Source organism: Streptomyces argenteolus (assembly GCF_042902585.1).
GTDB lineage: Bacteria > Actinomycetota > Actinomycetes > Streptomycetales > Streptomycetaceae > Streptomyces > Streptomyces argenteolus.
Genome location: NZ_JBIBEG010000008.1, coordinates 318118 through 330969, shown reverse-complemented (window position 1 = coordinate 330969; position 12852 = coordinate 318118). Strand labels below are relative to the sequence as shown.

The 12852-nt window shown below is 71.7% G+C and carries 10 protein-coding genes; 5 read left to right on the top strand and 5 right to left on the bottom strand.

Features of this window, described 5'->3' with window-relative positions:
* Positions 1–157 precede the first annotated feature (157 nt).
* Together ACFY8O_RS26985 and ACFY8O_RS26980 are read left to right on the top strand one after the other, a co-directional pair.
* Entirely contained in the window at positions 158–1516 is a 1359-nt protein-coding gene (locus ACFY8O_RS26985) for an LCP family protein (RefSeq protein WP_387906615.1), read from the top strand.
* A 536-nt stretch (positions 1517–2052) separates the two neighbouring features.
* Positions 2053–3717 (top strand): LCP family protein, encoded by a 1665-nt coding sequence (locus ACFY8O_RS26980; RefSeq protein ID WP_387906612.1) that lies wholly within the window; start codon positions 2053–2055, stop codon positions 3715–3717.
* Positions 3718–3782: 65 nt separating this feature from the next.
* On the opposite strand, the gene ACFY8O_RS26975 is transcribed toward ACFY8O_RS26980, so the two are convergent.
* The gene (locus ACFY8O_RS26975) at positions 3783–4805 is read right to left on the bottom strand and encodes a glycosyltransferase family 2 protein (RefSeq protein ID WP_145808918.1); all 1023 of its coding nucleotides are present in this window, start codon (positions 4803–4805) and stop codon (positions 3783–3785) included.
* A 140-nt stretch (positions 4806–4945) separates the two neighbouring features.
* Between ACFY8O_RS26975 and ACFY8O_RS26970 the strand changes: the two genes are divergently transcribed.
* A complete protein-coding gene (locus tag ACFY8O_RS26970; RefSeq protein ID WP_449341830.1) occupies positions 4946–6496 on the top strand; it encodes an LCP family protein in 1551 nt (516 codons plus the stop codon).
* A 91-nt stretch (positions 6497–6587) separates the two neighbouring features.
* On the opposite strand, the gene ACFY8O_RS26965 is transcribed toward ACFY8O_RS26970, so the two are convergent.
* Entirely contained in the window at positions 6588–8009 is a 1422-nt protein-coding gene (locus tag ACFY8O_RS26965) for an MFS transporter (RefSeq protein ID WP_387906608.1), read from the bottom strand.
* A gap of 3 nt (positions 8010–8012) precedes the next feature.
* A complete protein-coding gene (locus ACFY8O_RS26960; protein WP_387906606.1) occupies positions 8013–9251 on the bottom strand; it encodes a M20 metallopeptidase family protein in 1239 nt (412 codons plus the stop codon).
* Between the two features lie 59 nt (positions 9252–9310).
* On the opposite strand from ACFY8O_RS26960, the gene ACFY8O_RS26955 reads away from it, so the two are divergent.
* Positions 9311–10438, top strand: a complete 1128-nt coding sequence (locus ACFY8O_RS26955; protein WP_387906603.1) for an Lrp/AsnC family transcriptional regulator — start codon at positions 9311–9313, stop codon at positions 10436–10438.
* 76 nt (positions 10439–10514) lie between these two features.
* Here the strand turns inward: ACFY8O_RS26955 and ACFY8O_RS26950 are convergent, their stop codons facing one another.
* Positions 10515–11063 carry an acyl-CoA thioesterase gene (locus tag ACFY8O_RS26950; protein ID WP_145808927.1) on the bottom strand — a complete coding sequence of 183 codons (549 nt, stop codon included), beginning with the start codon at positions 11061–11063 and terminating at the stop codon, positions 10515–10517.
* A gap of 119 nt (positions 11064–11182) precedes the next feature.
* Between ACFY8O_RS26950 and ACFY8O_RS26945 the strand changes: the two genes are divergently transcribed.
* A complete protein-coding gene (locus ACFY8O_RS26945; RefSeq protein WP_387906601.1) occupies positions 11183–12469 on the top strand; it encodes an LCP family protein in 1287 nt (428 codons plus the stop codon).
* A 91-nt stretch (positions 12470–12560) separates the two neighbouring features.
* On the opposite strand, the gene ACFY8O_RS26940 is transcribed toward ACFY8O_RS26945, so the two are convergent.
* Complete coding sequence (locus ACFY8O_RS26940) at positions 12561–12707, bottom strand: hypothetical protein (RefSeq protein WP_387906598.1); 147 nt, start codon at positions 12705–12707, stop codon at positions 12561–12563.
* Positions 12708–12852: the final 145 nt, after the last annotated feature.

The window sequence follows — 12852 nt, the reverse complement described above, 5'->3', positions numbered from 1 at the left end:
CATGGCGGGCCGAGCCCCCGGGACTGAGCACCGACGGCGGTACATGATCGGGCGGTACGGGGGCACCGACGAGAACGCCGCCCGAATGCACAACCAAGCGTGAGGTTCAGCCGTCTACTTCTGCGACCGGCGGCCCATCGCGCCGCCGAACGTGAGGATGGACGCAGACGTGAGCGACAGCCCCGGCACCCCGGCCGACCCGGACCGCCCGGACAGCGCGGACAGCCCGGCCGGGGAGGGGCGGACGAAGGGATCCCGGGAGACCTCGGACGCCGCTCCGCGGGACGACGCGGCCCCCGCCGCCCCCGCGGCGCCCGAGGACGGCGGGGACGGGACCTGGGGTGCCCGGCCCGAGCGCGACCCCGGGCAGCACAGACGTCACTGGCTCCGCTGGACCGCCCTCGCCGCCTCCTTCCTCGTGCTGATCGCCGCCGGGGCCGGCTGGTGGCTGTACAAGAAGCTCGACGGGAACATCACGACGGACACGAGCGCCGCCGCCGAGCTCAAGGCGTACGAGAAGGACCGCCCGCTGCCGATCGCACGGAACGCGCAGAACATCCTGCTCATCGGCTCCGACACCCGGTCGGGCGACAACAGGGCCTACGGGCGCGACGACGGCGGCAGCCAGCGTTCGGACACCACGATCCTGCTGCACCTCGCGGCCGACCGGAAGAGCGCCACGGCGGTGTCCATCCCGCGTGACCTGATGGCCGAGATCCCCAGCTGCCACACGGCGGACGGGAAGGCCACCAGGGAGCAGTTCGCGCAGTTCAACTGGGCCTTCGAGCTCGGCGGCACGGCCTGCACGATCCGCACGGTGGAGAAGATGACGGGCATTCGCGTCGACCACCACATGGTCATCGACTTCAGCGGCTTCAAGGACATGGTGGACGCCGTGGACGGTGTCGAGGTCTGCCTGAAGAAGCCCGTCGACGACGCCGACGCGCACCTCAAGCTCCCGGCGGGCCGTCAGAAGCTGGACGGCGAGGAGGCCCTCGGCTACGTGCGGGCGCGCAAGTCGATCGGCAACGGCAGCGACACCGAGCGCATGGACCGCCAGCAGAAGTTCCTGGGCGCCCTCGTCAACAAGATGCAGAGCAACGGCGTCCTGCTGAACCCGACGCGGCTCTACCCGGTGCTGGACGCGGCGACGAAGTCGCTCACCACGGACCCGGGCCTCGACTCGCTGAGGGACCTGTACGACCTGGTGCGCGGCATGCGCAACGTCCCGACCGACCAGGTGCAGTTCCTGACCGTGCCCCGCCAGTCCTACCGGGCCGACGCGAACCGGGACGAGCTCGTCCAGCCGGCCGCGGACCAGCTGTTCGCGGCGCTGCGCGAGGACGAACCCGTGGCCGTGGTCCCCGCCGGCGAACTCAATTCCGGGGATTCACAGGCGGACCACAGCTCCGAGAAGGACTCGTCCGGCCAAAAGCCCGGTGATACGGACGCGAGCCCCACGCCTGCTCCCACCTATTCGGGGTCGAATGCGGCCGAGGATCCGTGCGGCTCGTAAAACAATTCTCAAACAGGGGTGGCAATCGGCGCGGAATAGGTGGAATGCCCGGTTGTAAGGAACGTGGAATGTGTCACGCGCGCCCCCCGTGGGCGAATCCGCCGGATAGTGTGACGCGATCCGGCACCGGCGGCCACCAGACCGCGCACGGCCGGAGTGTGAGGAACCGAGCGCCGTGCCGGGGGAGGCGCCTCGCGTGGCACCGACGGAGGATCCAGGCAGCCGTGGACGCGCACAGTTGTGGGCGGGCGGAGGAAATAAATCCCGCCGACCAGTGGGTGCCCGGCTCGCGGACCGGCCCTTACGAATTGCGACGGAACAACTCCGGAACAGAGTCGGCCGGTCCTTCCGGCGTCCATGGTCCTCGCATCGCATCACGGCGGAGGAAGGCACGGCCGCGGGCAGGCGGGGTCACGGACCGCGCGCAGGCCGTCGCGCACACGCTCATCCGGAAGGCAAGCGCCGACGAGGCGGTATGCGCGAAGTGACGACCGTCGTCGCGCCACAACAGAATTCTGAGCAGTAGGGGGGTCCTGGTGGGACGGAGCAGCACACGCGGGGAGGGGACTCGCCCGCGCGGCCGCCACGACGGCGACGGCACGGGCGACATGGACGGCCGGGCGGGGCGCGCGGGGCACGGCCGACGTCAGCCGTCCGCGCCGGAGAAGGGCGGGGACGGCCGACAAGGGCCGAACCGCCGTACCCGGCGGGCCGCCAAGGGCGGCAAGAGGCGTGTACTGCGCTGGGTGGCCGTCGTCCTCGCCCTGCTGATACTCGGGACCGGGGGCGCCGGTTACGTGTACTACAAGCACCTGAACGGCAACATCAGGAAGGAGAATCTGACCCTCGGCGACAAGGACATGGCCGATCACAAGGCCAACGCCGCCGGTCAGACCCCGCTGAACATCCTGCTCATCGGCTCCGACGCCCGCGACTCCACCGCCAACCAGAAGCTGGGCGGCGCCAAGGAGACCTTCGGGGGCACGCCGCTCGCCGACGTGCAGATGCTGCTCCACCTCTCCGCGGACCGGAGCAACATCTCCGTGGTGAGCATGCCGCGCGACACCATGCTGAAGATGCCCAAGTGCACCGACCCCGACTCCGGCAAGGTGTACGCGGCCAGCACCGTCGACGTCCAGACCAACGAGAGCCTCGGCCGCGGCGGCCCGGGATGCACGGTGGCCGCCTGGTACGAGCTCACCGGCATCACCATCGACCACTTCATGATGATCGACTTCGCGGGTGTGGTCTCCATGGCCGACGCGGTCGGCGGGGTCCCGGTCTGTGTCGACGCCAACGTCTACTCGCACACCAGCGACGGCAAGGGCTCGGGGCTGAAGCTGGAGGAGGGCACGACGTCGGTCAAGGGCAAGCAGGCCCTCCAGTGGCTGCGCACGCGCTACGGCTTCGAGGACAACACGGACCTCGGCCGGACCAAGGCCCAGCACCAGTACCTGAACTCGATGGTCCGCGAGCTGCGCAAGGGCACGAAGCTCACCGATCCCGGGAAGCTGATGAATCTCGCCGAGGCCGCGACCAGCGCGCTGACGGTCGACAAGGGCCTCGACACCGTCAAGAAGCTGTACGACCTGGCCGAGGAGCTCAAGAAGGCCCCGACCGACCGGATCACCATGACGACCATGCCGAACGTCTACGGCACGGGCCGTAACGCGGGCCGGGTCTACCCGAAGGCCGAGGAGGCCGAGCAGGTCTTCCGGATGATCCGGGAGGACATCCCGCTGGACGGCAAGGCGTCCAAGCGCAAGACGCCCGTCACCAAGGACACCGCCGCGCCCGCCGCGGAGATCGCGGTCACCGTGCGCAACGCGACCGGTACCGACGCGCTCGGGCCGGCCGAGGGCCGTGCGAGCACCGTCGAGGCCACGCTCACGGAGGCCGGATTCACCCGGGCCGCGGTCGACTCGCAGAACGTCGAAGGCGCCGCGAGGACCGGCATCCTCTACCCCAGCGCGGACCTGGAGGCCGACGCACAGGCGGTCGCCAAGGCGCTGGGCATCCCGGTCTCCCAGGTGAAGAAGTCGACGGACGCCTCGGGGATCGTGCTCGCCGTCGGTGCGGACTGGCGCGAGGACGGGGCCTACCCGGCCAAGGACACCGAGAAGACGCCGACCTCCGCGAACCCGCTCAACGGTGCGGACGAGAAGGCGTGCATGCACGTCAATCCCGGTTTCACCTGGTGATCCACGGCTGAGACGAGGAAGGGCCCTGCCGTCGACGGCGGGGCCCTTCCTCGTGCGTGGGGGTGTCAGGCCGTCTGCTCCTGGATGGCCGGGCGGCGGCTGGCGATGACCTTCTTCGCGAGGGAGCGGGGGCTGGTCAGGAAGCCGTAGCCCCAGGACATGTGCATGGTCGCCAGGGCCACCGGGATCTGGGCCCGTGCCTTCAGCGACAGACCCTTACCGGCCGGCAGCGACCCGGCCACGATGGCCGCGACGTACCCGGCCGGCACGACGAAGGCCCACGGGGTGACGGCGGCGCCCACGACGATGCCCGCGGCGATGGCGCAGACGGCGGTCGGCGGGGCCAGGTAGCGCAGATTGATCGAGCCGGAGTGGTAGCGGGCCACGACGTGACGCCAGCGGCCGTAGTCCTTGTACTGCTTGGCGAGCGCCCGCACGCTGGGCCGCGGGCGGTACTGGACCTTCAGTTCGGGCGAGAACCAGATCAGGCCGCCCGCCTCGCGGATACGGAAGTTCAGCTCCCAGTCCTGGGCGCGGATGAACTCCACGTTGTAGCCGTCCGCCCGCTCCAGCGCCTCGCGGCGGAAGACGCCCAGGAACACGGTCTCGGCCGGGCCCGCCTCGCCCCCCGTGTGGAAGGCCGCGTTGCCTACGCCGATCTTCGACGTCATCGCGGCGGCGACGGCCTCCTCCCAGGCGTTCTCGCCCTCGGCGTTCATGATGCCGCCGACGTTCTGCGCGCCGGTCTCCTCCAGGAGCCGTACCGCGGTGGCGATGTAGTTGGGCGAGAGCATGCCGTGGCCGTCCACCCGTACCACGATCGGGTGACGTGACGCCTTGATCGCGGCGTTGAGCGCCGCCGGGGTGCGTCCGGTCGGGTTGGCGACGGTGTGGACCCGGGAGTCCTCCCGGACCAGCTCGGCCGCGATCTCGTCCGTACGGTCGTTCGAGGGGCCGAGGGCGATCACGACCTCCATCTCACCGGCGTACTCCTGCTCCAGGATGTGCCGGACCGAGTTCCTGAGATGGCGTTCCTCGTTGAGCACCGGCATGATCACGGAGACGGCGGGGTACTGCGCGGCAGACATGTGGTCCTCGGGGGTCCTCGGGGATGCCGGGGGTCCGGGGGTTGTCGCACCCCAGGAGGCGGCGTGATTCGGCCGCCACGTTACCGCGAACGGGGGACAGCGGCGCGCCCCGCCGGGTCTCCTCCCGGTCTGCAGATCGTATGGGCCTACCGTGCGAAAGTCCCACTCGCACCGCGGAGGTGTCCCTCGTGCCCACGCCGCACCGATCGCCCCGTCCACCGCACCCCCGCACCGCTCCCCCACAGCGCAGGACTGCCCGGCAGCCCGGAGGCCGCACCGCGCGGCGGAACCGGGCCGGCGGGCGGAAGGCGCAGCCCCGGTGGGGCATGCGGGTCGCCACCGGGCTGTCCGTGCTGGTGCTCGGCGCGGGCGGGATCGGCCATGCCGTCGTGAGCGGGCTGGAGACCGGCATCGACCGGGTCGACCCGTTCAAGGACATGAAGAACCGGCCCCAGGGCGGCCACGGTATGAATCTCCTGCTCGTCGGCACCGACGGCCGCGACAGGATCACCACGGCGGAGAAGAAGAAGTACAAGCTGGGCGGCGCCCCCTGCCACTGCACCGACACCCTGATGCTCGTCCACCTCTCGGCCGACAAGCAGCGGGCCAGCGTCATCAGCCTGCCGCGCGACAGCTACGCCGAGCTCCCCGGCCACACCGACGCCACCACCGGCAAGGAGCACTCCCCGCATCCGGTGAAGCTGAACGCCGCCTACGCCGAGGGCGGCCCCCAGCTCACGGTGCGGACCGTGGAGCAGATGACGGGCATCAAGATCGACCACTATCTGGAGGTCGACTTCACCAGCTTCATGAAGACGGTCGACACCCTCGGCGGGGTGGAGATCTGCACCGCGAAGCCGCTCAAGGACACGTACACCGGCCTGGACCTCGCCCCCGGCACCCACAAGCTGGACGGCGGGCAGTCCCTGCAGTACGTGCGGTCCCGTCATCTGGACGGAGCCGCCGACCTGGGCCGGATGCAGCGCCAGCAGAAGTTCATGGCCGCGCTGATCAAGCAGACGACCAGCAGCGGCGTGCTGATGAACCCGGTGAAGTTCCAGGAGGTCACCTCGACCATGCTGGAATCCGTACGCGCCGACAAGGGCTTCGGCACGCAGCAGATGCTGGAGCTCGGCAAGGCCATGCGCGGGTTCACCCCGGCCTCCTCCGAGTTCGCCTCCGTGCCCCTGGAGGAGGAGGGCTACCAGGTCAAGGGCATCGGCTCCACGGTGAAGTGGGACGCGCGCAAGTCGAAGAAGCTGTTCCAGGCCCTGCGCGAGGACCGGCCGCTCGCCTCACACCTGCCGGAGCAGCCCAAGGCGAAGCTCGTCGACGTGGCTCCGCAGCAGATCCGGGTCCAGGTCTACAACGGGACCCCGAAGGACGGGCTCGGCCAGGACGTCGACGCGGCCCTGCGCGCCACCGGCTTCGACACCACCCGCGCACCGCTGAACGGCGGGCCGAGCGATCTGACCCGGACGGTGGTCAGGTACGACCCGCGCTGGGACAGGTCGGCGAAGTCCCTGGCCGCGGCGCTGCCCGGCTGTGAGCTGCTGGCGGTGAAGGGGCAGGGCGGCACGATGAAGGTCACCGCCGGCTCCGACTTCACGAAGGTGCAGCGGGTCAAGGCCGAGGACACCCGGCGCGGGGAGTTCGGCACGGTCACCGGGGACCAGGTGGTCTGCCCGTGAGCACGGCGGGCCGGGGCGCCCGCCCCCGGCCCGCCGCTCGCGGCCCGGTCCGGCCGGCCGCCGGCGCCCCTCCCGCCGTCCGCGTACGGGTTCAGCTCTCCTGGCGCCGGGCGACGACGGTCGCCACCAGGGCCGTCAGGGCGGCAGCCGAGGCGACCAGCCAGAGGGCTTCGTAGCCTCCCTCCCCCGGCTCTCCGGTGGAGGACACGAAGGCGCCGAGCAGGGAGGCGAAGACCCCTCCCGCCACGGCCCCGCCGACCGTCTTGACGTTGTTGTAGAGGGCGGCGGAGATACCGGACCTCGCCGGGTCCGAGGCCTCGACGATCACCGTCGGCATGGCGCCGAGGGCCAGCCCCATCCCCAGGCCGGTGAAGGCCGACCCGGCCGCCATCTGCCAGATCTCGTCGTGCAGGAGGGCGAACTGCAGGAAGGTCAGGGCCACCAGCGCGAACGCCACCATCAGCGTGCGCCGGTAGCCGATCCGCCCGGCGACGGCTGCCGTCCCCAGCGAACCGATGACGCTGCCGACGGCCCCCGGCAGCAGCACGAGCGAGATGGACAGCGCGCTCAGCCCGAAGCCGTATCCGGTCACCTCCGGGTCGGCCGCGTAGAACGTGGAGTTCGGTGCCTGGCTCCCGAAGTAGAAAACCCCGAACAGGAACGCCGCGCAGTAGAAGGGGGCCGTGGTCCGCGCGGCCAGCGCCCGTACGTCCACCAGGGGCTCGGAGCCGCGCAGTTCCACCCGCACCCACACCGCCAGCAGCACCACCCCGAGCGTGACGGGCACCAGCACCCGCGCCGAGCCCCAGGAACCGCCCTCCGCCCCGGAGATCCCTCCCAGGAGGGCGACCATACCGGCGCTGAGCAGCACCACCCCGGCCCAGTCCACCCGGCCTCCCGCCCTGGTCCGTGACTCCGGCACCGCCACGAACGAGACGGGCACGCAGACCACCGCGAGCGCGGCGGGCACCAGAAGGGTGAGCCGCAGACTTCCGAAGGCGGAGTCGACCAGCCCCATCACCACCCCGCCGGCCATCGCGCCCAGGGTCAGCGCGCCCACCAGACGCGCGATGGCCCGCCGGGCCTCGGCCACGGGCAGCCGGTCCCGTACGAGGGCGATCTCCAGGGGGAGCAGGGCGGCGATCGGCCCCTGGAGGACGCGGCCGGCGAGCAGCGTCGCGTAGTCGGGCGCCAGTGCGACGATCAGGGTGCCCGCCGCGATCGCCGCCAGGGCGACGCGCAGCATGCGGCGGTGGCCGTACAGGTCACCGAGTCGGCCGAAGAGCGGCACGCAGACGGCGGCGGCCAGCAGTTGCACGGAGACGACCCAGTTCAGGGCGGCCGAACCGATGCCGAGGTGGCCGGCGAGATCGGGGAGCAGCGGCGCGAGTCCGACCTGGAGGAACCCGCTGGTGACCTCGAAGAGGATCAGCAGTCCGACGACGGCCGTGACGGATGCGGGCAGCGGCTGCTCGGCGGGGCTCGCCGGTGGCGGGGTGGCGGTGGCGGTCACGGGTCACTCCTGGGGGGAGGGGGCGGGTGTGGCCGCGGACTCCGCGGCGAGCGGCGTACCGAGCCGGCGCAGGGCCAGACCGGCCAGGAGCGCGGCGGCGTGCGGAAGGGCGCCGTCGTCGTAGACGGCCTGTGGGGAGTGGTTCATCGGGGCCAGGGCCGGGTCGGTGCCGGGCGGGCAGGCGCCGAGGCCGAGAAAGGCTCCGGGCACGTTCCGCAGCACGAAGGAGAAGTCCTCGGCCCCCGCCATCGGCTTGGGCGCCTCGAAGACGTGCCCCTCGCCCAGGACCTGGCGTGCGGTCTCCAGGGCGAAGGCCGCCTCGTCCGCGTCGTTGACGGTCGGCGGGTACTGCTCGACGTAGTCGATCTCCGCGGTCACCCCGTGGGCGGCTGCCACCCCGTGCACCGTGCGTTCGAACGCGGCGCGAACCGCCGCGTGGGAGGCGTCGGAGAAGCTCCGCACGGTGGCGGCGAACCGTGCGGTCTCCGGGATGACGTTGGCCGCGGTGCCCGCCTCGATCATGCCGACGGTGACGACGGCGGGGTCGAAGACGTCGATCTCGCGGGTGACGGCGGTCTGGAGGGCGGTGACCATGGCGCACAGCGCGGGCACCGGATCGGCGGCGGTGTGCGGGGAGGACCCGTGGCCGCCGCGTCCGCGCACCGTGACCGACACGGCGTCCGAGGCGGCGAGCATGGGTCCCGGCCGGGTCGCGGCGAAACCGGTGGGGGCCCCGAGGGAGATCACGTGCAGGGCGTACGCGGCGACGACCCGTTCCCCGGCGGCGTCGAGGACTCCCTCGTCGATCATGATCTGCGCGCCGCCCTGCCCCTCCTCGCCGGGCTGGAACATGAGCACGACGTCCCCGGCCAGTTCCGCGCGGTGGGCGGCCAGCAGCCTGGCGGCGCCGACGAGCCCGGTGACGTGCAGGTCGTGCCCGCAGGCGTGCATCCGGCCGTCGAGGACGGAGGCGTACGGAACGCCGGTGTCCTCCTGGACCGGGAGCGCGTCCATGTCACCGCGCAGGAGCACGGCGGGTCCGGGCAGGCCGCCCCGCAGGACGGCTGTCACGGAGCTCAGGGCGGTACCGAGCCGGATCTCCAGGCCGAGGCCCTCCAGCGCGGCGAGGATCTTCGCCTGGGTCAGCGGCAGGTCGAGGCCGATCTCCGGCTCACGGTGCAGCGCGTGGCGCAGTTCGGTCAGGTCGGGGGCGAGGTCACGGGCCTCGTCGAGCAAGGACATGGGCGTATCGTGCGGAGCGAACCACGCCGACCATGATCGTCCGCAGGAAAGCGCTCCTCATGAGCTCATCGACGCATGAATCCGCCGTGCCCTCCGAAGGCCTGCTGGGCACCGGGCAGCCGGCGCTCCTCGACGAGCTGGACTACCTGCTGATCACCGCCCTCCAGACCTCCCCCAGGGCGGAGTGGGCCCAGATCGGCAAGGCGCTCGGGGTGGACGCGTCCACGGCCGCGCGCCGCTGGAACCGGCTCACCGAGGCCGGGAACGCCTGGCTGAGCTGCTACACGGTGGCGGTCGGGCCCGTGGCGCCGATCATCGCGTTCATCGAGGTGGACTGTGCGGCGGGCGCGCTCCACGAGGTGGCGGCGGAGATCGCCGACGATCCGCATCTGATCAGCATCGAGCACGTCACCGGCGCGCGGGACCTGCTGCTGACCGCGGCCTTCCCCGACCTGGCGATGCTCGCCCGCTACGTCGGTTTCCGCCTCGGCCGGCTGCCCGGGGTGTCGGCCACCCGCTCCCAGACCGCGACCGCCGTGCACACCGAGGGCAGTCGCTGGCGGCTGGACCGGCTGGCCCCCGACAGCCAGGACGTACTGGCGAAGGACCGGGGGCCTGCCGCGCCGAGGCGTGGGCTGGCCGCCCCGGACGCGCTGGACACCCGGCTCTACCTGCTGCTGAGCGAGGACTTCCGGCAGCCCGCCGCCCGGCTGGCCGAGCGCCTCGGCGTCAGCCCGACCACGGTGCGCCGCAGACTGGACCGGATGCACCGGCAGGACGCGCTCATCTACCGGTGCGAGGTGGCCCGCCCTCTCTCCGGCTGGCCGATCTCCGTCACCTTCTGGGGCGTCGCTCCGGCGGGCGAGGCCGCCCGCATCGCCTCACAGCTCATCCGGATGCGGGAGACACGGCTCTGCGCCTCCCTGACCGGCCCGCACAACCTTCTGCTGACGGTGTGGCTGCGCTCCGCCGAGGACATAGGCGGGTTCGAAGCCAGGCTCACGGACCGCTTTCCCGAGCTCGCCGTCATGGACCGGGCGGTGGCCCTGTGGCAGCTCAAGATCGCCGGGCATCTCCTCGATCCCCGGGGCCGCCACATCCGGGGCGTGCCCGTGACGTTCTGGGAGGAGCCGGGGGCCGAGCGGGCCGAGGACGCGCTGCTGGAGCGGTTGCGCGTGGCGCGCTGACCGGCGGCGCCGCTCCGAGGGGAGCACGCGCCGGCGCACCACGGCCGTACCGGGCCGCGGCCCGCCCCGGGTGCCGCTAGTCGTCGATGCCCTCGGCCACCCGCCGCTCGCGCAGCTCCTTGATCGCGCGGCGCCGGGCGAGGCGGTGCGTACGGCGGATCTGTGCCTCCTGGTAGCGGCGCTTGTCGCGCTCCGTCTCCGGGACGACCTCCGGCACGCGGCGCGGCTTGCCCTCCTCGTCGACCGCCGCGAACACCAGGTACGCGCTGCCCACCTGCTGGGCGGGGGTGGACTCGTTCCACCGCTCGGCCATGACGCGGACGCCGACCTCCATCGAGGAGCGGCCCGTCCAGTTCACCTGCGCGCGGACGTGAACGAGGTCACCCACACGGACCGGCTCCAGGAAGACCATCTCGTCCATCGAGGCCGTCACCGCCGGGCCGCCGGAGTGCCGGCCGGCGACCGCGCCCGCCGCGTCGTCGACGAGTTTCATGATCACGCCGCCGTGCACGGTACCCAGGAGGTTGGTGTCGTGGCTGGTCATGATGTGGCTGAGGGTGGTCCGGGAAGCCGAGGTCGGCTTGACCGGAACTGCGCCCTCCGGCGGCTGGGGCTGATCTGTCATGGCGTCCACCTTATGCGGGGGCTTGCCCCCGGTTGCTTTGCATCAGCTTCGCAACAGCCCTGACCCGATCTCCCCTACACCCTGTAAGACCGACAGGCCGAGACGGCACACTGGTCCGCATGAGCGATTGGCCCGAAGGGCGGAACGGCGGACCAGGCGAGCGCTACGGGCGGGGCAGCGACAGCCCCCAGCCCGAGAGCGCCCGCGCCATGCCGCACGTCCGGCGCCGCCCCACGCCGCCGCAGGCCCCGCCTCGCATCCCCCCGCAGCAGGGGCAGGGATACGACGACGGAGCCGGAGCCGGTTACGACAGCGGCTGGAACACGGGCCAGGTCTACGGCGGCGGACAGCGCGGCGGCCACGGCAGTGGCGGTCACGGCGGTGGCCGTGGCGGCGACAGCGGATACGTCCAGCCCCGCCCCGCCCCGAACTGGGGCCGGCGGCTCAAGGTGGGCGCCCTCACGCTGGTCGTCGTGGTGCTCGCCGTCTCCATCGGCACGTACTTCTGGGCCGACGGAAAGCTCAAGCGTGAGGTGGACCTCTCCAAGGTCATCGAGCGCCCCTCCGAGGGCGACGGCACGAACTACCTCATCGTCGGCTCCGACAGCCGCGAGGGGATGACGTCCGAGGACAAGAAGAAGCTGCACACCGGCTCCGCCGAGGGCAAGCGCACCGACTCGATGATGATCCTGCACGACGGCTCCAACGGCCCGACGCTGATCTCCCTCCCCCGCGACTCGAACGTCGAGATCCCGTCCTTCAAGGGGTCCGAGTCCGGCAAGATGTTCCAGGGCACCGGCCGCCAGGTGAAGCTGAACGCCGCGTACGCCGAGGACGGCCCCGAACTGCTCGTGCGCACGGTGGAGTTCAACACCGGGCTGCGCATCGACCACTACGTCGAGATCGGCTTCGGCGGCTTCGCCAAGATCGTGGACGCCATCGGCGGCGTCGAGCTGGACATCCCCAAGGCCTTCAAGGACAAGAAGTCCGGCGCCGACTTCCAGGCCGGCAAGCAGACGCTCAACGGCGAGCAGTCCCTCGCCTTCGTCCGCACCCGCTACGCCTTCGCGGGCAGCGACCTGGACCGTACGAAGAACCAGCAGAAGTTCCTCGCGGCCCTGGCCTCCCAGACGGCGACCCCGTCGACGATCCTCAACCCCTTCAAGCTCTACCCGACGATGGGCGCGGGCCTGGACACCCTGATCGTGGACAAGGACATGTCGCTCTGGTCGCTCGGCAACATGTTCTTCGCGATGAAGGGCGTCACCGGCGGCGAGGGTACGTCGATGAACATCCCGCTCTCGGGCCAGAGCGTGAACGGCAACCTCGTCTGGGACAAGGACAAGGTGAAGCAGCTCGTGGAGCAACTGAAGAACGACGAGAAGGTCACCGTCAAGGGCAGCTGACGGCGCCGCCGGAGACGGCCGACGACGCGAGGGCGGGCCGGGGATGATCTCCCCGGCCCGCCCTTCCGCCGTGGTGGCGCGGCGGCCGGGTTCAGCGCCGCAGACGGGCGCGTACGAGAACCGCGTCGTGGTCGGTGGGGGTCGCGGGCTCGATGCTCACCTCCGGCGCCGCGAGGTCGCCGTACACGTGCTGGATGCCGGGGGCCTGGGTGGCGGTGTCGTCGGTCAGCGTCCACATGCCCGCGAGGACGAGGGCGCGCAGCCGCGCCAGGGGAGGTGATCACTGCCCGAGTGTGCGGACCCGCGCGCGGTGAGAAGGGCGCCGGGGCCCCTGGGCCGACACTTCCGGCGGGCTCCACCGGAGCGCCCGGGCCGGTCATCTC